The sequence below is a fragment of the Polynucleobacter alcilacus genome, from assembly GCF_018881545.1.
GTDB classification, from domain to species: domain Bacteria; phylum Pseudomonadota; class Gammaproteobacteria; order Burkholderiales; family Burkholderiaceae; genus Polynucleobacter; species Polynucleobacter alcilacus.
Window position 1 is genome coordinate 1,887,421 of the sequence record NZ_JACVQD010000001.1, and the last position, 23,361, is coordinate 1,910,781.

General features: G+C 46.1%; 18 protein-coding genes and 1 tRNA gene. 13 read left to right on the plus strand and 6 right to left on the minus strand.

The features are described from left to right. Positions 1 to 6 precede the first annotated feature (6 nt). Entirely contained in the window at positions 7 to 978 is a 972-nt protein-coding gene (locus ICN45_RS09710; RefSeq protein WP_216175695.1) for a class 1 fructose-bisphosphatase, read from the plus strand. Here ICN45_RS09710 and cphA read toward each other — a convergent pair. Together cphA and ICN45_RS09720 are read right to left on the minus strand one after the other, a co-directional pair. Then, positions 975 to 3,545: a cyanophycin synthetase gene (gene cphA, locus ICN45_RS09715; RefSeq protein ID WP_216175456.1), complete on the minus strand. Its 2,571-nt coding sequence runs from the start codon at positions 3,543 to 3,545 to the stop codon at positions 975 to 977. The genes ICN45_RS09710 and cphA overlap by 4 nt on opposite strands. After that, positions 3,546 to 5,738, minus strand: a complete 2,193-nt coding sequence (locus tag ICN45_RS09720) for a cyanophycin synthetase (RefSeq protein WP_216175457.1) — start codon at positions 5,736 to 5,738, stop codon at positions 3,546 to 3,548. 204 nt (positions 5,739 to 5,942) lie between these two features. On the opposite strand from ICN45_RS09720, the gene ICN45_RS09725 reads away from it, so the two are divergent. From ICN45_RS09725 to ICN45_RS09775, 11 genes are all read left to right on the plus strand, one after another. Next, on the plus strand, positions 5,943 to 8,288 hold the full coding sequence (locus ICN45_RS09725; protein WP_216175458.1) for a cyanophycin metabolism-associated ABC transporter: 2,346 nt from the start codon (positions 5,943 to 5,945) through the stop codon (positions 8,286 to 8,288). Continuing rightward, entirely contained in the window at positions 8,285 to 8,752 is a 468-nt protein-coding gene (locus tag ICN45_RS09730; RefSeq protein ID WP_216175459.1) for a cyanophycin metabolism-associated DUF1854 family protein, read from the plus strand. Before ICN45_RS09725 ends, ICN45_RS09730 begins: the two co-directional genes overlap by 4 nt. A 16-nt stretch (positions 8,753 to 8,768) precedes the next feature. Further along, a tRNA-Thr gene (locus tag ICN45_RS09735) sits at positions 8,769 to 8,844 on the plus strand. Positions 8,845 to 9,151: 307 nt separating this feature from the next. Continuing rightward, positions 9,152 to 10,150, plus strand: a complete 999-nt coding sequence (locus ICN45_RS09740) for a Bug family tripartite tricarboxylate transporter substrate binding protein (protein WP_216175696.1) — start codon at positions 9,152 to 9,154, stop codon at positions 10,148 to 10,150. An 85-nt stretch (positions 10,151 to 10,235) separates the two neighbouring features. Beyond that, on the plus strand, positions 10,236 to 10,763 hold the full coding sequence (locus tag ICN45_RS09745; RefSeq protein ID WP_216175460.1) for a tripartite tricarboxylate transporter TctB family protein: 528 nt from the start codon (positions 10,236 to 10,238) through the stop codon (positions 10,761 to 10,763). Between the two features lie 39 nt (positions 10,764 to 10,802). Then, positions 10,803 to 12,302, plus strand: a complete 1,500-nt coding sequence (locus ICN45_RS09750) for a tripartite tricarboxylate transporter permease (protein ID WP_216175461.1) — start codon at positions 10,803 to 10,805, stop codon at positions 12,300 to 12,302. A 94-nt stretch (positions 12,303 to 12,396) separates the two neighbouring features. After that, positions 12,397 to 12,768: a DUF2946 domain-containing protein gene (locus ICN45_RS09755; RefSeq protein WP_216175462.1), complete on the plus strand. Its 372-nt coding sequence runs from the start codon at positions 12,397 to 12,399 to the stop codon at positions 12,766 to 12,768. A gap of 75 nt (positions 12,769 to 12,843) precedes the next feature. Next, entirely contained in the window at positions 12,844 to 14,997 is a 2,154-nt protein-coding gene (locus ICN45_RS09760; RefSeq protein ID WP_216175463.1) for a TonB-dependent receptor, read from the plus strand. Beyond that, positions 14,997 to 16,259, plus strand: a complete 1,263-nt coding sequence (locus ICN45_RS09765) for a sialidase family protein (RefSeq protein WP_216175464.1) — start codon at positions 14,997 to 14,999, stop codon at positions 16,257 to 16,259. The genes ICN45_RS09760 and ICN45_RS09765 overlap by 1 nt, the downstream gene beginning before the upstream one ends. After that, a complete protein-coding gene (locus ICN45_RS09770) occupies positions 16,256 to 16,732 on the plus strand; it encodes a TlpA family protein disulfide reductase (protein ID WP_216175465.1) in 477 nt (158 codons plus the stop codon). The genes ICN45_RS09765 and ICN45_RS09770 overlap by 4 nt, the downstream gene beginning before the upstream one ends. Positions 16,733 to 16,816: 84 nt before the next feature. Then, positions 16,817 to 17,284: a copper chaperone PCu(A)C gene (locus ICN45_RS09775; RefSeq protein WP_216175466.1), complete on the plus strand. Its 468-nt coding sequence runs from the start codon at positions 16,817 to 16,819 to the stop codon at positions 17,282 to 17,284. Positions 17,285 to 17,374: 90 nt separating this feature from the next. Here the strand turns inward: ICN45_RS09775 and ilvD are convergent, their stop codons facing one another. After that, complete coding sequence (gene ilvD, locus ICN45_RS09780; RefSeq protein WP_216175467.1) at positions 17,375 to 19,066, minus strand: dihydroxy-acid dehydratase; 1,692 nt, start codon at positions 19,064 to 19,066, stop codon at positions 17,375 to 17,377. 496 nt (positions 19,067 to 19,562) lie between these two features. Here ilvD and ICN45_RS09785 point away from each other — a divergent pair, with 496 nt between their 5' ends. Continuing rightward, positions 19,563 to 20,561, plus strand: a complete 999-nt coding sequence (locus ICN45_RS09785; RefSeq protein WP_216175468.1) for a helix-turn-helix domain-containing protein — start codon at positions 19,563 to 19,565, stop codon at positions 20,559 to 20,561. A gap of 49 nt (positions 20,562 to 20,610) precedes the next feature. On the opposite strand, the gene ICN45_RS09790 is transcribed toward ICN45_RS09785, so the two are convergent. The 3 genes from ICN45_RS09790 to ppa form a co-directional block, all read right to left on the minus strand. Next, positions 20,611 to 20,949, minus strand: a complete 339-nt coding sequence (locus ICN45_RS09790; RefSeq protein WP_216175469.1) for a P-II family nitrogen regulator — start codon at positions 20,947 to 20,949, stop codon at positions 20,611 to 20,613. A 71-nt stretch (positions 20,950 to 21,020) separates the two neighbouring features. Further along, on the minus strand, positions 21,021 to 22,640 hold the full coding sequence (locus ICN45_RS09795; protein ID WP_216175470.1) for an NAD+ synthase: 1,620 nt from the start codon (positions 22,638 to 22,640) through the stop codon (positions 21,021 to 21,023). Between the two features lie 43 nt (positions 22,641 to 22,683). Next, entirely contained in the window at positions 22,684 to 23,220 is a 537-nt protein-coding gene (ppa, locus tag ICN45_RS09800) for an inorganic diphosphatase (protein WP_216175471.1), read from the minus strand. Between the last annotated feature and the right edge of the window lie 141 nt (positions 23,221 to 23,361).

The following is a 23,361-nucleotide window of genomic DNA, read 5'->3' on the forward strand; positions in this document are numbered from 1 at the left end:
AATTTCATGCAATATTTAGCAAACGCAAAGCCGAAGGGCGCTGCTATCCCTTCGGGTCTACAAGACCTATTGCTAGCAGTCGTGAACACTTGTACTGCTTTGAGCGATGAAGTAGCCCAGGGTGCATTAATTGGTTTATTGGGTTCTGCTGGCAGCGGCAATGTCCAGGGTGAAGTGCAACAAAAATTAGACATCATTGCCAACGATCAATTGATTGCTGGTGTGAAGGACTGCAAAGCGCTTGCTGGCCTAGCTTCTGAGGAAATGGAATTACCGCTCCCAGTACAGGGTACTGGCGACTACCTGCTTTTATTTGATCCACTCGATGGCTCATCGAATATTGATGTGAATGTTTCGATTGGAACCATTTTTTCTATCTTGAAAAAGCAAGCACCTCAAGCACCTTTGCAAACTGCAGATTTCTTGTTATCAGGTCGTCATCAGGTTGCTGCAGGTTACGTGGTTTATGGTCCTCAAACTACGATGGCTTTAACTTTAGGCGATGGTGTGGTGATGTTTACCTTAAATCAAGCTACTGGTGAATTTGTATTAATTCATGATGCAGTCACCATTGCGCATTCCACTAAAGAATTTGCGATCAATATGTCCAATATGCGTCACTGGGCTGAGCCAGTTCGCCGCTATGTAGAGGAGTGTTTAGCGGGTACAAGTGGAACTCGCGATAAAGACTTCAATATGCGTTGGATTGCTTCGATGGTTGCGGATGTACATCGCGTGCTATCCCGCGGGGGCGTCTTTATGTACCCTTGGGATCAACGGGAACCTCATAAACCCGGTAAATTACGTTTGATGTATGAGGCTAATCCAATGAGCTTTTTGGTAGAGCAGGCAGGTGGCGCATCCATCAACGGCACAAAAGTGATTATGGATTTGCAGCCAACAGATCTGCATGAGCGTGTTTCAGTCATGCTGGGCTCTAAAGACGAAATCGATCGCCTACAGCAGTACCATTCTTAAGGCCTAACGTTTTCCTTGAGATAGGCTAGCGACTCTTCTACTTGGTCGATCAGGATGAGGCAGATGTCACCGGCAGCGATATCGTTAAGGGCGGTATCAATTGCCAAAAATTCACCGTGGATTTCTTTCACTTGTTTTACCTTAGTCGCGCCTACCAGACCTTCTTGCAATAACTTTAATACTTCACCATCTTCGCGACCCCGTTGGCAAGCATCCTGGTACAAGATGATATTGTCAAAAGAGTTACCTAAGATGCGAGTCAGATCACGAATATCTTCATCCCGACGATCACCTGCACCACTAATCACCACGTGACTCTTATTGGGTTTCATGGCCTCGATAGCGCTTGCTAGTGCACGCATAGCATCGGGATTGTGGCCATAGTCAGCAATGACGGTGGCACCATTGTGCTGGAACTGATTGAAGCGGCCTGGGGTTGCATTGGCAGTGCTTTCAAAGCTGTGAAGTCCGCGAGCAATCTTTTCCGCATCAAGACCCAGCGCCCACGCGGCACCAATAGCAGCCATCGCATTTTCGATTTGGAAACCAAGTACACCATTTTGTGTCAGTGGAATTTCACTAACAGGGAAGCGATACATCACACGTGAACCTTTAGAGGCAACAATATAAGCACCATCAAAGTAGATCACTTTTTTATTTTTGGCACGATGCGCGGCAATCACTGGATGATGTTGACTCTGGGAAAAGAAAATTACCCGACCAGAGCATTTGTCACCCATTTTCACTACAATCGGATCGGTCGCATTGAGAACGGCAGCACCAGTAGGCGCTACGTTTTGTACGATCACCCTCTTGAGAATTGCCAAATCTTCAACGCTAGTAATGTAGTTCAAGCCGAGGTGATCCCCTTCACCAATATTAGTAACGACAGCAACTTCGCAACGATCAAAGCCAAGACCTTCACGTAACATACCCCCTCGAGCAGTTTCTAAAACGGCAGCATCCACATCGGGATGCATTAATACGTTACGAGCGCTCTTAGGACCACTGCAATCACCAGAATCAATTAAGCGATGGTTGATATAAACACCATCAGTGGTGGTCATGCCAACTCGCAGACCAGTCTCATCTAATAAATGGGCAATCAAGCGTACCGTTGTCGTTTTGCCATTAGTGCCGGTGACGGCAACTACTGGAATACGGCCATCTTCACCGAGGGGGAACATCATATTGACGATATCTTCACCAACAGGACGACTCTTGCCATAAGAGGGTTTGAGATGCATGCGTAAGCCAGGCGCAGCATTGACTTCAACAATTCCACCACCTTGTTGCTCAAGAGGTTTATAGATGGCTTCACATAAGATGTCGACACCGGCAATGTCCAGTCCAATCATTTGTGCAGCAGCAACGGCACTGGCGGCAACATCGGGATGCACATCATCCGTGACGTCGGTAGCAGTTCCACCTGTACTGAGATTGGCGTTATTGCGTAGCAAAATCCGTTCACCAATTTTAGGAACATATTGGGGTGTGAGGCCAGAGCCCGCTAAATGAGCCAAAGCGATATCATCAAAACGAATTTTAGTTAAGGCGGTAGCGTGACCGTCACCCCGCAGAGGATTTTTATTTTCTATTTCTACGAGTTCTGCAATAGTATGCGTACCATCGCCAACAATTTGAGCAGGCTCACGACGTGCAGCAGCTGATAGGCGGTTGCCTACTACTAGTAAACGATAGTCCGCACCCGGTAGATAGCGCTCGACAATAGTTTCATGTCCAAAGCCTTGAGAAACTTCAAAGCCAGCGCGCACCTCTTCTTCTGTCTGGATATTAGCGACCACACCTTTACCTTGATTACCATCTTTTGGCTTGAGAACAATAGAGCCACCCATTTTTTGGGCGGCACGCCAGGCATCATCTGCTGTGGTGACCACTTCACCGATCGGCACCGAAACGCCTACAGCAGCTAATAAGTTTTTGGTGAGCTCTTTATCTTGTGCAATCGCTTCGGCAATCGCGCTGGTATTACTAGTTTCTGCAGCTTGAATGCGTTTTTGTTTACTACCCCAGCCAAATTGCACCATACTGCCTTCAGTCATGCGGCGGTAAGGGATATTACGTTGTAAGGCAGCATCCACAATCGAGCTAGTGCTTGGTCCAAGACGCACATCTTCATAAAGCGCCTCTAATTCTGAGAGGGCGGCAGCAAGATCAAATGGCACGTCATTTAGTGTGGCTTGAATGAGGGCAAAGCCGAAGTCATATGCCATTCGGCCTACCACTTCCTCGGTGTATTCCACCACTACTTGATACACGCCTGCATCAATCGTTTGCACGGTGCGGCTAAAAGTTACTGGGCATCCTGCTTGTGCTTGCAGGCCAAGAGCAGCGTGCTCTAAAGCATGTGCTAGGGAAAGAACTTCATTATGCCCGCCACGACGCATACTCCCCAACTGCGGAAAGCGTTCACGAATCTTGGTTTCAAATTGAGGAATTAAATCGATTGAGCGCTCTGACTCATCGCAGGAGACGATAGATTCTAGGGCAGTATGGCGACTCCATAAATTCGGGCCACGCAACATACGAATACGGGTGATTTCCAATTAAGCCCCCGTTGCCGTGGTCAGATCTGGGACAAATGTTTCTGCGCCAGCCTCAATCACATTAAACGGAATTCCTAAAGCCCAGGCGGCAGCAATTGCAGCACCAAGGTTCATCGTTTTCCACGGACTAGTAGTGTCAGACTCTGAGTGACGTGGGACTGGAATTGATTTCTGATCTAGCTTGCCTGACTTAAGGGTAATTTGCTGTTTACCAACTAACACTACACGCCCACCATTTTGTAAATGGGTTGAGACAACCTCAGAATGAGGATCTTCACTGAAGAAGATCACTTGCCCATCACAAAGCTCTGCCATCTGAACACACATTGGATCGTCTGCATTCAAAACACCAATACCATTTGGGAGTACGACATCAATTTGGGTGCGCACAATACTAAAGACTTGATCTTCGTCATAGATGGCATATTGAGGGAAGTTTGCCTTGGGATCTACATTGAGTACCACGCCGACCTGGCAGCGATCATAAGCCAGGCCTTCAATCAGCATCGAGAGGTGATTATTTTCAATAACCACTGCTTCGACTGCACGGTTTAATAAAGTGCGGCGGGCATTTTCCCAATTTGATGTATTGGTATTAGGGATTGTGCGATTGCCAAAGTACAAACCTTTGCTGCATGACAGACCCACATAGACATTAGTCAGGCGTAAGAAGTGCGCAATCATTTCTGCGACTGGCGTTTTGCCACTTTCTCCACAAATACCTACTACCGGAATGCGGAAGTCTGTCCCAGGTGGAAAGAGGTGATTGGCAATCTCTTTGCCTACAGGTTGTGGCTTGCCGCTAGCAGGTTTTAAGTGCATTAAAAGTCCCGGGCCGGCATTCACTTCGACAATCGCAGCATTTTGTTCTGCAAGTGGCCGACTAATATCTTGTGCCACTAAATCTACGCCAGCAATTTCGAGACCAACCACCCGGGCGGCTAAGGCTACTTGGCTTGCTACATCGGGATGCACTAGATCGGTAACATCGAAAGCAACATTACCGTTGCTTTGAATTAGTACTTTTTGATCCAGTAGCGGAATGCTTTCACCAGTCAGTTTTTGGCGCGCAAGCTCAAGCTCTACTGCTGAATCAATGCGCACAGGATTAAGGGGATGTTCTTCGGCAGTGCCACGCCGCGGGTCTGAATTAATTTGAATCTGAATCAATTCATAAACAGTATGCTTGCTATCACCAGTAACCCAAACCGTTTCACCTTTCGCAGCGGCAACGACTTTGTTACCAACCACGAGTAAGCGATGCTCATCACCAATAATATGGCGCTCAACTAAGACTTCACTACCTTCGTTAATTGCCACTGCATAGGCAGCTTCAATTTCTGCTTGGGTATAGAGATTGATAAAGACGCCGCGCCCATGGTTGCCATCAATCGGTTTGACAACGACTGGCAAGCCAATATCTTGAGCTGCTTCCCAGGCGTCATTTGGACTAGTAACTGTCCTCCCTTCAGGGGTAGGAACGCCAGCACTACGTAACAAACTCTTGGTTAGGTCTTTATCTCTCGAAATAGTTTCAGCAATCGCGCTAGTCTGATCAGTCTCCGCAGTCCAGATGCGGCGTTGTTTGGCACCATAACCTAGTTGAACGAGGTTACCTTCGGATAAACGAATCGAGGGGATGCCACGCTCTTCAGCGGCATTGACGATACATGCAGTGCTTGGCCCAAGCAGAAGATCATCACCAAGATCGCGCAGACTTTCAATCATGTTTTGAACTTCAACAACGCAATCTTTGTTGTCTTGCGCTAAAGCTAAATAGAGATCACGTGCATATTTAAGTGCAGTCAGAGTTACCTCTTCATTGATGGCGCTTACCATCACTTTGTAGACACTCCGACGATCGCCATCTCTGGCCTTGCCAAAACCACCAGGGATACCAGCTAGGTTTTGCAGTTCAAGGGTGAGGTGTTCCAGAATGTGGGCTGGCCAGGTACCTTCTTCCACACGTTTTAAGAAACCGCCGGTTTCTCCATAACTACAACGGTGCTCAATGAGGCTGGGTAGGGCTTTGACGAGGCGCTCATAAAAACCAGGAATCAAGTTTGAGGGATAGTCCTCTAAATCGCCGATATCAAGCCAAACCTCAATAACGGGATGATAAGTCCACATATTGGGACCACGGAGATGCTTAACGCTCAGAATCTCGATGGATTTATCTAGTAATTGGGGCATGTGTGCGGTATTGCGAGGATCAGTGCCAGGGTTTGGCGATGAGGCGTCAGACAGTCTCTCTGTTTCTAGTTGTTATTTAAAACTCACAAAATTAGCAAAAATACATAAAAAGGCTTAGTTAAACAATTTAACGGCTCTCAGACCCCGAAAGTTGACAGGAGCTATAAATCTTAAAAATCTAGCTCCACTATACTTTTAAGATTAATGAAGCCTGAAATCCTACCTTTCGCCCCCACCGTGCCAAGTGATTGGCTGGCTATTTTGGAGGCTAAACATTCCCCCGTTCGCAGCTTAGATGCTCTGCTAGCCTGGGTTGAGCTAGATTTGGGCGATGACCTGCGTTTTAGAAAAAGTTTGCTTTTGCTTACCGAAGAGGGTCTTTTTTGGACGGATGGGCAGCAATTTCAGTCTTGGACACTCAGCCAAGGTGAGCGTCTAGCACATAGTGATCATGCTGGAGTAGGGCGCTTAAAGCTGGAGACCTCAGAGTCTTTGCTCAGAACTTGGCATTTCACTTTGGCGGTCAATCCTCAAGTTCTCCGTTTGCAGTTGAGTTTTAAGCAACTCACCGGCGGCCAAGAGCAAAGCCAAGGAGAGCTTAGTGAGTACGACAAACAAGTATGTCCAGTCTGCTTAAGTCCAAAACCAGCTAACTCTGATGTTTGCCCTACTTGCGATCCCGAGGAGGATGCCCCGCCTTCTACTTGGACTTTATTTAAGCTGTGGCGTTTTGCCAAGCCTTACAAAAAGCAACTGGCTTTAGGTTTTGTATTGACTCTGTTGTCCACTGGCGCAACACTCATTCCGCCCTATCTCACTATGCCATTGATGGACCATGTCTTGATCCCATACGAGAAAGGCAACCCAATTGATTTTCATTTAGCGAGCATGTATCTGCTGGCGCTATTTGGTGCAGCCATCGTTGCATGGGCTTTAGGTTGGTGGAAAACCTACCTACTGGCTTTGGTGAGTGAGCGTATTGGCGCTGATTTACGCAACACGACGTTTGAGCATCTACTCAAACTTTCTCTGGAATATTTTGGTGGCAAGAGAACCGGAGACTTAATTGCTCGCATTGGTGCAGAGACGGATCGTATCTGCGTCTTTCTGTCGCTGTATGCCCTAGATTTTGTGACTGATGTATTGATGATCACCATGACCGCAGCAATTTTGGTATCCATCGATCCCTTGCTGGCTATAGTCACCCTGGCACCGTTGCCATTTATCGTGTGGATGATTCATGTTGTGCGTGATCGCTTGCGTTTTGGCTTTGAGAAGATTGATCGTATCTGGTCTGAGGTTACGAATATCTTGGCAGACACTATTCCTGGTATTCGCGTGGTGAAAGCGTTTGCCCAAGAAGATCGTGAGCTCAAACGTTTTGTCGATTCGAATAAGCATAATTTACAAATCAATGATCGCGTAAATCGGGTATGGGGATTATTTTCTCCTACCGTTACCTTGCTAACTGAAACAGGTTTATTAGTTGTTTGGGGTTTTGGTATCTGGCAGGTCGCCCATCAAAAGGTCACTGTTGGTGTATTGATTGCCTTCCTTGCCTACATTGGTCGCTTCTATATTCGTTTAGATTCAATGAGTCGTATCGTGTCTCATACGCAAAAAGCAGCTGCTGGTGCCAAGCGTATTTTTGATATCTTGGATCACGTATCCAGCGTTCCAGAGCCAATTAATCCAGCCCCATTAGCTCAGGTAAAGGGCCGCATCTCTTTGCGTGGTGTGGGTTTCCGCTATGGAAATCGGGCAGTAACTAAAGGGATTGATTTGGATATCGCCCCAGGCGAAATGATTGGCTTGGTAGGACATAGCGGCTCTGGTAAGAGTACCTTGGTGAACCTGATTTGCCGTTTCTATGATGTGAGCTCTGGTGCTATTTCTTTGGATGGGCGCGATATTCGCAGTATCGGCATTGCGGATTACCGTAAGTGTATTGGCTTAGTGTTGCAAGAACCATTTTTATTCTTTGGCACGATTGCAGAGAATATTGCTTACGGCAAGCCTGATGCCACCCGTGAAGAAATCATTGAGGCAGCGCGCGCAGCCCATGCCCATGAATTTATTCTCCGCCTGCCGCTGGGGTATGACTCCATAGTGGGTGAGCGTGGTCAATCCTTATCTGGCGGTGAGCGTCAGCGCATCTCTATAGCTCGCGCACTCCTAATTAATCCCAGCATCTTAATTTTGGATGAAGCCACCTCTTCAGTGGATACCACTACTGAAAAAGAAATTCAGCGCGCATTGGATAACTTGGTCAAAGGACGCACTACGATTGCGATTGCACACCGGTTATCAACCCTTCGAAAGGCCGATCGGCTCGTGGTTTTGGATAAAGGTGAGATTGTGGAGATTGGTTCACATGAGCAACTCATGGAGGCTCAAGGTGCTTATTACACGCTGTATCAGACCCAGTTGCGTCACGCTGCAGAATTAGTTGAGGGCGGTGCTATTGGTGAGAGCCTCGAAGAGCAGCAAGCAGAAAAGCAGGAAGAAAAACTAGAAGTCATTGCCAAAGAAGTTGGGGGAGGGGTATGAGTCAAACCCAGCAACTAGCGCGCGACGCCCTAGGCCGTCTAGTCTTCATCGATGCAACAGGCAAACGTCATAGCGGCGTGCATCCTGTGCGGGCATTTCCAATTACCGCCCCTGCTGTGGGCATAGGCATCATGGATCAATCGGGCAAAGAACTTTACTGGTATCCAGACGTAGTAAAAATTGCTGAGGCTGAGCTGGTTTTGATTGAAGAAGAACTGGCTGCGCGGGAATTTATGCCAGTGATTGAAAAAATAACTAAGGTATCTACATTTGCTACCCCCAGTATTTGGGATATCGAGACAGATCGCGGTCCAACGCGCATTCGTCTCAAAGGTGAAGAAGATATCCGAAGGATCGCTGGCAATACTTTATTAATTGCTGATTCCAATGGCCTGCAGTTCTTAATTAAAGACTCAACCCAATTGGATAAGGTGAGCAAGAAGCTTCTGGATCGTTTCCGCTAGAATGATTTTTTGAGTTGCCGCTTTAGCTCAGTTGGTAGAGCAGTTCATTCGTAATGAAAAGGTCGCCAGTTCGATTCCGGCAAGCGGCACCACAAGCTAGGGTAAACACCTAGAAAGTCAAGCTATATTTGTTGCTTTTCCGAAGATAAATAGCTATTTTTACGGTGCGCGTTTTTTGTGCATTAAATAGAGTTTTTATCTTCAGATGTAAGTACACTAACTACTGTCTTTGGCTTGATTTATCGGGGTTTCTACTAGGTTGTAGAGACACTAGTGAATCGATTTTGAAATTATTGATGGCAGTCAAGTTCTAGTAGTCCATCTTGTTTAAAAATCACACACATTCAATAAGCCAAAGTTAAATTGGCAAACCCTATTTGGAGACCTTTGATTATGAAGATGAAGTTAAAAGGAGCATTGATTTCTACCGCATTAGCTCTCGGTGTTGCTGGCGTTTCACCTGCATTTGCTGCTTGGGAGCCATCTAAACCGGTTGAGTTCATTATTCCTGCTGGCCCTGGTGGCGGCGCGGACCAAATGGCACGCATGATCCAAGGAATCGTCACTAAAAACAATTTAATGAAGCAGGCCATCATTCCAGTAAATAAAGGTGCCGGTGCTGGTGCTGAAGGCTTCTTGGCAATGAAAGATGCGAAGGGCGATCCAAATAAGATCATCATTACGCTGTCTAATTTGTTCACTACTCCCTTAGCTACAGGTGTTCCATTCAATTGGCAAGACATCACTCCAGTAGCCATGTTGGCGCTAGACCAATTTGTTTTGTGGGATAACGCAGAAAAGCCTTACAAGACTGCCAAGGAATATATCGATGCTGCAAAAGCAGCGGGACCAGGCAAGTTCAAGATGGGTGGTACAGGCTCTAAGCAAGAGGACCAAATCATTACAGTGGCCTTAGAAAAAGCCACTGGCGCGAAGTTCACCTATATCCCATTTAAAGGGGGTGGTGATGTTGCTGTTCAGCTCGTAGGTAATCACGTTGATTCGTCGGTGAATAATCCGATTGAAGCGGTGGCTCAGTGGCGTGCTAACAAATTACGCGCATTGTGCGTATTTGATGACACCCGTATGCCTTACAAAGAAAAAATTACTGATACCCAATCTTGGTATGACGTTCCGACTTGTAAAGAAGCTGGTGTTTCAACTGACTACGTGATGTTGCGCGGTATTTTCATGGCCCCAGGTGTGACACAAGAACAAGTTGATTTCTATGTTGAATTGTTCAAAAAAGTTCGCGCTACTCCAGAGTGGAAAAAGTTTATGGCTGATGGCGCATTCAATCAGACATTTATGACTGGTAAGGAGTTTAGAAACTGGTTGACTTTGAATGAAGCACTGCATAAGCAGTTGATGGCGGAAGCAGGATTCTTGGCTAAGTAATTAGCCAGAAACGAGATGGGGCCTCCAATAGGGGGTCCTATTTTTTAGTAGGTGAATTAATTAACTTTATTAATGAACAAAACACATGTCTGAACATACAAATAATTCAAACGAAGACTCAGTAATTAGCATAAGAGCAATGGATATCATTACTTCAATCATGTTCCTTGGGGTAGGCCTCACGGTAATGATTGGGAGTATTAAGTTAGGGGCTAGCTGGGGCAGTGATGGCCCAGAAGCAGGGTATTTTCCTTTCTACATTAGCTTGATCATCATGCTCTCGAGTGCAGTAACCCTATATCAAGCCGCAATCGTTGATAAGAAAAAGAAAACAGAATCTTTTGTCAATAGAGAATCTTTCAAACAAGTAATGGCCGTCTTATTGCCAGCTATTGTTTTTGTTCTCGGCGTGCAATTTATTGGTATTTACGTTTCTTCCGTTTTTTATATCGCCATCTTCATGATTTGGCTGGGCAAATACCCCGCATGGAAAGCAATTGCGGTGGCGATTGGGGTAAGCGTTGCTCTGTATCTCATGTTTGAATTTTGGTTTCAGGTTCCGTTGCCACATGGCTCATGGATTAACCCGCTCGAATTTATTGGCGTGAACTAAAAAACACAATTAAAAAAGATTAAAAAAAAGGAGTACCAGTTGGAAGAAATTAGCGCCCTATTCAGCGGTTTTGCCGTTGCAATGACACCCTTTAACTTATTGTTGATGTTGGTTGGTGTAACACTTGGTGTGATCATTGGCGTATTGCCTGGTCTTGGTGGTGCAAACGGAATTGCGATTCTGTTGCCATTGACTTTCACAATGCCTCCCACTTCAGCCATCATCATGCTCTCCTGTATTTACTGGGGTGCATTATTTGGCGGAGCGATTACATCGATTCTCTTTAATATTCCAGGTGAGCCCTGGTCGGTTGCTACAACCTTTGATGGTTACCCGATGGCTCGCAATGGTAAAGCCGGAGAAGCTTTAACGACGGCTTTCACGTCTTCATTCGTAGGCGCCTTCTTCGCCATCGTGATGATTACCTTCTTGGCTCCTCTGGTTGCTAAATTTGCATTGCAATTTGGTCCACCTGAGTTCTTCTCAGTGTACTTACTCACCTTCTGTAGTTTCGTGGGGATGAATAAGGGGTCGCCATTCAAAACGATTTCAGCCATGATGCTAGGCTTTGCTCTGGCTACGGTCGGTATGGATACGGTGACAGGTCAACTGCGTTTAACTTTTGGTAACCATGAGTTGATGCGCGGTTTTGATTTCTTGATCGCGGTGATTGGTTTGTTTGGTATTGGTGAGATTCTGCTCTCAATGGAAGAGGGTCTGGCATTCCACGGAGCAGCTGCAAAGATTCGCCGTCAGGTAGTTTTAGAGACTTGGGCGAGACTACCCAGGTATTGGGCTACTTCATTGCGTAGCTGCTTGATTGGTTGCTGGATGGGCATCACTCCTGGTGGTGCAACACCGGCTTCATTCATGGCCTATGGCGTCGCCAAGCGCGTCTCTAAGAATGGTGAAAACTTCGGTAAGGGCGAGATGGAGGGCATTATTGCTCCAGAAACCGCTGCCCATGCTGCCGGTACAGCTGCCTTATTGCCAATGCTTTCCCTCGGAATTCCTGGGTCACCCACAGCGGCAGTATTGCTCGGTGGTTTATTGATCTGGGGTTTACAACCAGGTCCATTGCTTTTCGTTGAGAAGCCAGACTTCGTTTGGGGCTTGATCGCTAGTATGTATTTAGGTAACTTGGCGGGCTTGTTTGTCGTGTTAACTTGCGTGCCATTGTTTGCCTCTATCTTGAGAATTCCGTTCTCGATCATTGCGCCAGTCATTATCGTGATTTGTGCAGTGGGTGCCTATACCGTGCACAACGCGACATTTGACGTCTGGCTCATGCTCGGCTTTGGTGTATTGGGTTATATCTTTAAGAAGCTGGACTACCCCATGGCGCCGATGGTCTTGGCTTTGGTGTTGGGTGACCGCGCAGAGGACTCTTTCCGCCAGTCGATGCTGATTTCACAAGGTAGCCTAGACGTGTTCTTCTCCAACTATCTAGTGGCTGGTATCACCACAATTGCTTTGTTGCTCCTGTTCTGGCCATTAATTGGTAAGTTGATTGGTAAGAAAAAGGCAGCTGCTGCATAAAGCTTAGCTGGTTAAAAGCCAGTCTGATCTAGTTAAAAAGGGGCGCAAGCCCCTTTTTGCATAGCGAAGCAGAAAGTCCGATAAAATCATATCCATGAATTTCCGTCACCGTAAACTCGTTCACTGGCTTGCTGCTTTAGCAATCGCTATGAGTGCGCTGGCTCCAGCAGTTTCTCAAGCGGTATCGCTGGCTAAGCATGGTGAAGGTTTTGCAATGGAGATTTGCTCCACAAGTGATGCCAAGATCCAAATTCATGTTCAAGTAGATGATCAAGAGCTCGCTGATCAGGCGCAGCCTTGCCCATATTGCGTAGCGCAAAACAGCATTACTCCAGTGTTTAATACCAATCTCACCTTTGCAGCGCCAAACACTTTTGCGTTGCTGCCAAAACTCTTTTATCAATCACCTAAACCCCTTACGGTTTGGGTGACGCCTCCCTCAGCAGCGCCTCCTTCACAAGCCTAAGAATTCTTAGGGCATAGCCTAGCTATGTAGCTGGTAACAAATGAAAAGTTACCGTCATATTGTGTGGAGAAGTCCATGTTGTTGCAGCAGAACAAAATCAGCGCGTGTATCAGCCTGCTATTTGGAGTTATCCTAATAGGGGCAAGTGCGCAGGCCCAAATTGCACCACCACCTGATTATGATCAGAAGTTAAAAAGTGTGACCGTTAGCGCAACTCGTTCAGGTACACCCTTAGATGAGGTGCCTCTCAACACTACTATTTTGACTAAAGAGGTATTAGAGGTTTCACCTGAGCAAACGATTGATCAAGTTTTAAAAAATGTTCCCGGCGTCATTTTGAATGACACGCCATATTATCAAAAAGATCCCACCGGCCAAAGCATTAACGTACGTGGCCTTGGTAATGCGAGAACGCTCGTATTAATTGATGGCCTGCCGGCAAATGATGCTTTTTATGGCACAGTGCAGTGGAATCTCGTACCAATGTCGTCCATTGATTCTGTCGAATTTATTCGTGGTGGCGTCTCTAGTCTGTGGGGTAACTACGGCATGGGTGGTGTCATCAATATTAAGACTAAGACGCCAAGCAATAGTCAGCAGGAGGCATCAGTGACTACTGGATCCTATGGCACCAGCAATGTAGCAGCCTCAAAAGATTTGCTAGCTTCTGAAGCTTTACATTTGAGATTTTCAGCTGATTATTTTGCTACCGATGGGTATCAAAATATTGCTACGATCTCCCCTGGGTCTCCTGCGAATATTAAAAATGGTCAAGGTAACTCTAGCTCACATAATTCTAATATGAGGCTCCAGGGCTACTTCAAAACGAGCCCAGACACAAATGGATTCTTCCGAGTTGGCTATCACACAATGTCCGATTTATCCTCTGGGTATGCCTTTGCAAGCAATATCATGCAAGAGACAGATGTAGCGGGTGGAGTTACTACGCGACTCGATGACAAAGCCAAAGTAGACGTCAATTTCTTTTACGAGAAGACTGGCTTTAACAAGCAAAATGGATCAACCACTTCCGCTACAGCGAATCCAAAAAACTACCCCTATATTAATGCGAACTATCATGATCCCTATAGTACAGTTGGCGCCTCTGCTCAATACACTAAGGAAGTCACTGGCTTAATTGATCAATATATTATGGCTGTTGATGCACGCAATATTTCAGGCTCAAATCAAACTAATAATCTGAATACCGGCGGAGGCGTTACCGCAGTGAACTATGGTCAGGGTCAACAGTCCTTTTATGGTTTGCTGGCTGAGGTAAAGTCCAAAGGAAATTCGATCCCGCTTGAGACCACTTTATCAGCCCGCGTTGATCAGTGGATCAGCCAAACCCCAACTTCCTATAATGCCGGCAGCAGTGGTACGCCGAGCTATCAAAACGTCCCAAACCAAAGTAAGACCTTGTTTAGCCCAACTTTAGGCTTACTCTATAAAATGAGTCAAGATTGGGATTTACGATCTGCTGCTTATCAAGCCTTTCATGCGCCGGGTATGAATAACACCCTCAGAAGTTATGGATCAGGCACAGGCTACTCATTTGCCAATCCCAATCTCACACCCGAAACCATGACAGGCTATGAGGTGGGAACGGATTATCGCTGGAAGGGCGGATTTGCTCAACTCACTGCCTTTAATAACTATGTTCAAAATGCGATTGTGAGTTATAAGATTGGGCCAAGCCAGCAGGCATTGGCTAATAGTCTTTGCGCTACAGTTGGAACTCCATCTGGGTGCACTTCTAACTCGAGTTACTACACGAATAACCAAAGCTTATTAAGCCAGGGAATAGAGTTTCAGTTCCATCATGATATTAATTCGCATTGGGCCACCGATGCAAATTATGCATTTACTAGTACCAAGTTAACCTGGACCGCTACTACTGATCCTGTTGGTAAACAGGTTGCTGGGGTGCCCCAAAACATTCTGGGCGGCGGCTTAAGCTATTACCCAGTGCCACAAGCAAGCTTGACTGCGACCGTTCGATATGTCGGAAGTTCATGGTTAGATAACAACAATACTTTGCCAGTCGCGTCTTATGCCGTTGTTGGCTTACGTGCCAATTACGAGGCGACTAAAAATGCCACTGTTTTTGCTTCTGCAGTGAATTTATTCAACCGGCAGTACATCACTTTTGGAACAGGAAGTAGCAGTTCAAGCTATACCATTGGTCAGCCTCAGTCAATTAACGTTGGTGCACGTATCATCTTCTAATGATGTCTAAACTCTTCACCTCTTTTAGTCGCCCACTATTACTTACTGCACTCTTTCTGAGTGTGCTCGGCGCCGCCGGACGCACTCAAGCGCAGATGGATCATGCCTCTCAGACGATGAATATTACTCCGGCAAAAACGAGTAGTGTTTGCCATGGTTCTGGACTCGATTGTGCCAATGCTGCAAGCCCATTTTTTGGAGCTGATGGCCAATTATTATTGGCCTGGACAGCAAATGGAGTTGTGTCTGTAGCGCAATCTTCCGATCTAGGAAAAACGTTCTCAATTCCAGTAAAAATTGCAGAACATGGACAATCCTTAGATGTAGGTAGTGATGCACGCCCACAAATTGTTTCTGATAAACAAGGAAAGGTCTTTTTGGCTTATGCCTTTTTTAAGGACTCTCATTGGAATGCGCAAATTAATACCGCTAGGTCAATGGATGGCGGGAATACTTTTACTGCTCCCGTATCCTTAGTTCAAGATGCCTCCAGTCAACGCTTTCCATCCATTTTAATCAGACCTGACGACTCTATTTTTATCTCTTGGATTGATAAGCGTTTAGTGGCCGCTTCAAAGCAGGGTGGGACAAAGCGTTTAGGCGGATCGATTGCATATGCATTTTCGAATGATGGTGGGAAGACTTTTCAAGCTGAGCAGTTTGCCAATGAGAATAGTTGTGAATGTTGTCGCATTGGCGGAAGTTTAGATCCCCAAGCCCAGCCAGTGATTGCATACCGTGCGATATTTTCTGGAGGTATTAGAGATCAAGCAAGTCAAGTCATTAGTACTAAAGGGGCTCAAGCTATACGAAGAGTGGCTGACGATAATTGGAAGACAGACGCTTGTCCGCATCATGGCCCATCCATCGCAGTATCTGGTACGGGTAAATTTCATGTGGCTTGGTACACCCAAGGCAGTAAGCGCTCTGGAGTCTTCTATGCCAACTCTAGCAATCAAGGTTTAAGTTATTCCAAGCCCTCCAGAATTGGTGCAGAAAGTGCTAATGTTTCAAGACCCTATCTCTTGGCCTTAGGTCAGCAAGTTTGGATGACCTGGAAAGAATTTGATGGATCCCGCTCCATGGTTTATATCAAGCATTCAGAGGACGATGGAAAAACCTGGTCAGATCCACAGTGGGCCTCTCAAACCAGCTCTTATAGTGACCATCCTTTACTCGTCAATCAAGGCAATACTGTATTTTTATCCTGGCTAACGCGCCAAGATGGATATCAGTTAATTCAGATTGGACAGCGGCAATGAAAAAAATCGTACTTGCATTCATGCTGGTAATTGGAATGCTTAATTTGGCTTTTGCCGAAAAGCCCACATTGAAGCCTTATCAAAATGGGGATTGGTCTAACTTAGTTAAGGCTGCAAATGGTGCGCCTTTGGCTGTTCACTTTTGGGGAGTCACTTGCCCATCTTGTATTAAAGAATTTCCCCAATGGGGCAGTTTTCTAAAAAGTCATCCCAATGCAAAGCTGGTGTTTATTCAGGTAGATGATGTCTCTACTGAGAGCATGCAAACAATGCTTACTAAGGCAAATCTGCAAAATGCCAATAACTATTATGTTGTAGCACCATTTGATGAGCGCTTGCGCTATGAGATTGACCGCAAATGGCATGGAGAAACACCTACTACGATTTTGATCGATAAAAACGGTAAAGCAACTCGAAAAACAGGGCTGACAAATTTCCAAGAGCTGCAAGCTTGGATGGTGAAAGGTTCCTAGGATTCAAGATCATGGCGCTAACGATTACTTTGAAAAAGAGCTTGAGAGCCATCTTGGGCTATAAGATTAATTAAAGGGGGAAGTATGAAACACAATATATTGGGATCAATGTTGATGTCTGCAGTGCTGGGTTTGAGCCTTACAGCTCAAGCACAAGTGGCAAAAGTGGGCGCTATCAAGATTGAGGATGCTTATACTCGTGCGACCGTTCCTGGCCAGCAGGTTGCCGGTGGTTTTATGAAAATCGACAATAAAGGTGCTACTGATCTATTGGTCTCCGCTAGCTCTCCTATTGCTGGTGAAGTGCAGCTGCATGAAATGTCAATGGAAGGTAATGTGATGAAGATGCGTCAAGTGAAGGATATTCCAGTGCCGGCAGGGGGAATGGTTGAATTAAAGCCTGGTGGCATGCACCTCATGTTTATGAATATCAAAGCGCCATTAGCAAGTGGTGAGACAGTGCCCGTAAAGTTGAAGTTTGCGAAGGCTGGTGAAGTTGAAGTGAAAATGCCAGTCAATGCAATGGGTAGTCCAGGTGTAATGAAGCATTAATGCAGGCAGTGTAAACGCAGTAGAAACAGAGTAGGAAGAAAAAAAGCCCCTAGTTTTACTTAGGGGCTTTTGCTATTGAGGCCTCTGACTTTATAGGTCCAAATTGAGATCGGTTACCGCACCTTTACTTGCGCTACTGGCAAGGCTAGCGTACTTAGCAAGCAAGCCACGGGTATAGCGGGGCTTTGGTTGCACCCAAGCTGCACGGCGCTTAGCGATCTCCGCTTCATCGACATTGAGCTGAATCAGAAGTTGGTGAGCATCGATGGTGACTGAGTCACCTTCATGGATGAGCGCAATGACACCACCAACATAGGCTTCAGGGGCAACGTGACCCACTACCATGCCCCAAGTACCACCAGAGAAGCGACCATCGGTGATGAGGCCTACAGTTTCTCCTAGGCCTTGGCCAACGAGAGCTGAAGTAGGGGCAAGCATCTCACGCATACCAGGGCCGCCTTTGGGGCCCTCGTAGCGAATCACAACAACGTCACCATCTTTGATTTTTTGGGCCATGATTGCTGCCATTGCATCATCTTCAGAATCGAAGACACGAGCAGGACCAGTCATAGAAGGGTTCTTTAGGCCGGTAATCTTGGCTACGCAACCTTCTGGAGAAATATTGCCTTTTAGGATGGCTAAGTGACCCTGCTTGTACAAAGGATTGTCTAAAGTGCGAATGACCTTTTGATCGGCGCGTGGCACAGCAGGAATATCTTTTAATACTTCAGCAATAGTCTTGCCAGTAATTGTCATGCAATCACCATGGAGTAATCCGCCATCTAGCAAGATTTTCATGACTTGCGGAATACCACCGGCTAGATGTAAATCGGTTGCTAAATACGTACCGGATGGTTTCATATCCACGATCACAGGAACCTGCTTACGAATACGCTCAAAATCATCGATGGTCCAATCGATTTCTGCTGCGCTGGTAATGGCTAGGAAGTGTAATACCGCATTGGTAGAGCCACCAACTGCCATGATCACACTGACTGCATTCTCGATGGATTTTTTGGTAATGATGTCACGGGGACGCAAATTATTTTTAATAGCTTCTACTAGTACACGAGCAGATTCAGCAGCGCTTACTACTTTCTCCTCATCTTCATTAGCCATCGTAGAAGAATAGGGCAGGCTCATGCCTAGTGCCTCGAAGGATGAGCTCATGGTGTTAGCGGTATACATACCACCGCAAGAACCGCTACCTGGGCAGGCGTTTTCTTCAACCCCTTTTAAATCCTCTGCACTTAATCTGCCGGAAGTAAATTCACCAACTGCTTCAAATGCCGAAACAATATTCAGTTCTTTACCCTTGTAGTGACCTGGTTTGATTGTGCCGCCATAGACATAAATGCCGGGAACATTCGTGCGAGCTAAAGCCATCATGCCACCGGGCATATTTTTATCGCAGCCTCCAATGACTAAGACGCCGTCTTGCCAAAGGCCGTTGACACAAACTTCAATGCTGTCAGCAATGACTTCGCGTGATACGAGGGAATACTTCATCCCTTCGGTACCCATACCAATACCATCAGAAACAGTAGGTGTTCCGAATAACTGTGCTTTTGCACCAGCTTCTTCAAGAGCAACCACGGCAGCATCGGCTAATTTTTGTAAGCCGCTATTGCAAGGGGTTATTGTGGAGTGGCCGTTGGCAACCCCCACCATTGGTTTAGAAAAATCCTTTTCTTGATAACCCATTGCGTAATACATCGAACGATTGGGGGCGCGAGCGACTCCTTCTGTGACCATGCGCGAGCGTTCATTTAGGCGTTTCATGCTTATTACTCCAGAAAAGGTTTATTTCGAAAGGCTCTATTGTGCCGTGATACGTAAAAAGGGTCTTAGATTCTCACCATGCCCTGAGTAAGTTCTCAATATGCTGCGGTGCAACAGAAAAGTGAATCCATTTATTGGCTTAAGGCATGAATATTCGCTCTAAAGCAGATAGCTTAGAACAACTAACTGAGTTACAGTCAGACCTCGATTACTTTACCTTTGAATTCAATGACTAAAGTTGGCGAATTCGGCTACCTCGTTGAGGATTATTTAACTGCCGCTGTATTTTTAGAGAAATCGATTAAATGCACGGACTCATTTAAAACTTTGGTGAAGAAATTTTTGGAGTCGGAGTCGGAGAAGCGCCCGCTAAGTAGCAAGCTGTTGGATTAATGTATTTGGTGGTATTTAGATACTACAAATTAATAAAGCATTTACATTTCAGACATATAAAGTTGCTAAGATACGCAACAAGTGATGAGACAAGAGAATCGCAATGCCAACTAGCGACAAATTACCGGAGATTCGTAAAGAAGCTTTTACTAAGGCTAGAGAAAGTCTTGGTTTAAGTGTAAAAGAATTGGCGGGCATGGCTTGTCTTTCAGTGCGTCAAATAGAGCAGATCGAAAATGGCGGGAGTGCCTCTTTTTATAGTGCTCAAATTCGAGTTACCGCTGCGAAAAAAGTTGCTGGCTTATTAAAATTACCAGAAGAAGAAGCATTTGATTTTGGTGGGCTTTTCCCCACCCAGAAAGATGCCGCAGAAATACAAGCTGAACCAGTGGTAGAAAAAGTGGCCGAGATAATCAAGCCAGATTCGCAGCCTCAGCAAGCAAAGATACTCAACCCCCAAGAGTTTGTAGTTGAAAAGGGGTTTAACAAAGAGAAGACTTCAGATAGTTCAAGAAAGAAACTATTTTTGTTGCTGAGTATTGCAGCAGCAGGTGTATTCGCCTTGATTAATTTGCGCCCTTTATTTTTCCCAGAGCCCGTTAAAAAAGAAGTCGTGTTGGTAGAAGAAGTGGTTGCCGAACCGGTGTCACCAAATACGCCGATTACTCCAGATGTAGCGCAAGACAATAAGCCTGGCGCACCAGTAGCGGGGGCTGCAGCATTTGCAGTGGCGACGCCGTCAACGGCTGCAAGCACCCCTCAGATAAGCCCTTCTGAATGCCCCAGTGCCGATGCATCAGTTGTGAGTTATAAGTCCGAAGCCCCTAAAAAGACAGGTGATATGGTTTATGTTCAGGCGAAGACTTCTCAAACAGTTTGCGTAGTCGATGCGACTGGTAAAACCCAAAATAAAACTCTAGAGCCCGGAATGGGTGCCAGTATTTACGGAAAGCCGCCATTTAAGGTCTTAACTGCAGGCTTGAATCAGGTGGACTTGTACTATCAGGGAGCTAAGGTGCGCCCGAGCAATACCAGTGGCAGGACCATTATTTTAGAAGCGGCTGAGCTTGGTCAGCCTGCGCCTGCAACCGATACTCAGTAAGATCAGCAAGCTTATTGGCTTAAGAGCCTCTTAGCCCACCAGAGTTATATCAAACAGCGGATTCGTCGGTTTCGCCAGTACGAATACGTATGACTTGCTCTACTGCAGTAACAAAAATCTTGCCGTCACCAATTTTTCCTGTATGCGCTGCTTTAGTAATTGCTTCAATAGCAGCTTCAACGCGGTCACCTGGCACCACCGCTTCGACTTTTACTTTAGGCAAAAAGTCCACCACATACTCTGCGCCACGATACAGTTCGGTATGTCCTTTTTGGCGACCAAACCCTTTTACTTCAGTAACGGTTAAGCCAGTGACACCCACTTCAGCTAATGCTTCACGGACTTCGTCGAGCTTGAACGGCTTAATGATTGATGTAATTAATTTCATTTGATCTCCCTAACCCAGTAATCATACCTAGAACTGGATCCTGTCTATAAATTGGGTCTAAAACGGCTATTTTAGGCTCTAAATTGCGAAGTAATTGGGTAGCGCCAATCACGACCAAAGGCGCGAGTAGTTACCCGTACCCCAGGAGGGGCTTGGCGGCGCTTGTATTCATTGAGTTTGATGAGGCGAGTGACCTTTTCCACGCTCTCAGGATCAAAACCAGCGGTAATGATTTCTGCGATGGATTGGTTCTGTTCCATATAGCGCTCGACAATTCCATCCAATACTTCATAGGAAGGCAGGCTATCTTGGTCGGTTTGATCGGGGCGTAACTCCGCTGATGGGGCGCGGGTAAGAATTCGTTCTGGAATAACAGGGCTAATGCTATTGCGATAAGCGCATAAGCGATAAACCAAGGTCTTGGCGATATCTTTAATCACTGCAAATCCGCCAGCCATATCACCATAGAGCGTGCAGTAGCCCACGGCCATCTCACTCTTATTGCCAGTGGTTAAAACTAGGCGACCCGTTTTGTTTGATAAAGCCATGAGTAGGGTGCCGCGGACCCGAGCCTGAATATTCTCCTCAGTAGCATCGGCTTTTAGGCCCTGAAATTGCTCTGCCAAAGATTCTTCTAAAGCATCTACCGGACCGCTGATTGGAATTTCATCGTATTGAACGCCTAAATTTTGAGCCATTTCACGGGCATCAATCCAAGAGATGTCCGCTGTGTAGCGCGAGGCCATCATGACGGTTCGGACTTTATCGGCACCCAAGGCATCTACCGCAAGTGCCAGAACCAAGGCTGAATCCACGCCGCCTGAAAGTCCAATAATCACACCTGGGAAACCATTCTTGTTCACGTAGTCGCGCACGCCCAGAACCAGTGCTTGATAGGCTTGGGCCTCAACGCTTTGGGGCGGGGTGATAGTTCCTGTTTCTAATTGGCCTGAGGAGTTTATTTCCACGAAACCTAAGTCAGTGACAAATTGAGGCATGGCCATGACGACTTCGCCATTAGCATTGAGAGCAAAGGATCCACCATCAAATACCAATTCATCTTGACCGCCAACGGCATTGACATAGACCAGGGGCATATTGGTTAGCGCGATATGTTCACGCAGTACCTCTATACGCAGCGCTTCTTTTTTCAGATGATAGGGAGAAGCATTGGGTACCAGTATTACTTGGGCGCCAGCAGCCCGTGCTTGTTTTGCTGGACCAATATGCCATGCATCTTCGCAGAGGATTACGCCGTAGCGAATCCCTTCGCATTCAAAAACACAGGCTTGGTTGCCGGGGACGAAGTAGCGTACTTCATCAAATACTTCATGATTGGGTAATTCTTGTTTGGCATAACCTGCGAGCACTTTGCCGTTTTGCAAAACAGAGGCAAAGTTTTGCAGACCATCAGGAGTCTTTTTGGGGTGCCCCACCACCACAGTAAGACCCGAGTATTGAGCTAGCTCTTTCATCAAGAGATCAAGCTGCAGTTGGGTTGCTTCAATAAAAGCAGGGCGCAGCAAGAGATCTTCAGGAGGATATCCAGTGAGCGAAAGCTCAGGGGTAACAAGTAGTTTGGCACCTTGTTTAAAGGCCTCTAGAGCGGCTTTATGAATCAGTTGCGCGTTACCAGCCAGATCACCCAGTAAGGGGTTTATTTGGGCTAGGGCAATTTTTTGCGCACTCACTTTGATTCACAAAGCCTTTTCTGTTCCATATTTCAATAATGAATTATTTAGCTGCTTTGTTGTAGCGCTCAATGCCTTCCAAAATTTCTTGATGTGCATCCGCAACACCACCCCAACCACTCACTTTTACCCACTTGCCTGGCTCGAGATCTTTGTAGTGTTCAAAAAAGTGTTGGATTTGGTTTAAACGTAATGGATTGATGTCTTCTGGTTTTTGCCAATGGGTGTAGATCGGCAAAATTTTGTCTTCTGGAACTGCTAATAATTTAGCGTCTTGTCCAGCCTCATCTTCCATTTTGAGTAGACCAATAGCGCGACAGCTCACTACAACGCCCGGGATGAGTGGAAATGGAGTGATTACAAGAACATCAACCGGGTCACCATCACCAGCGATGGTTTTATTAATATAGCCATAGTTGCAGGGATAGTGCATTGCAGTACCCATGAAACGGTCGACGAAAATTGCGCCACTTTCTTTATCCACTTCATACTTGATAGGATCAGCATTCATTGGGATTTCAATAATGACGTTGAAGCTCTCAGGGATCTTTTTTCCTGGCTTGACGTTGTCGAGACTCATAAATACTCCGAATAGTGATTAGTAAATACCCTGATTCTAGTGAAGGGAAGCAGGGGTGATTCTGTTACATACTGTTACAGCTTAAAGACCCTAGTTTAAGGCTTTCAGAAACCAGGTCTACCTAAGCGCCAGATATAGAAA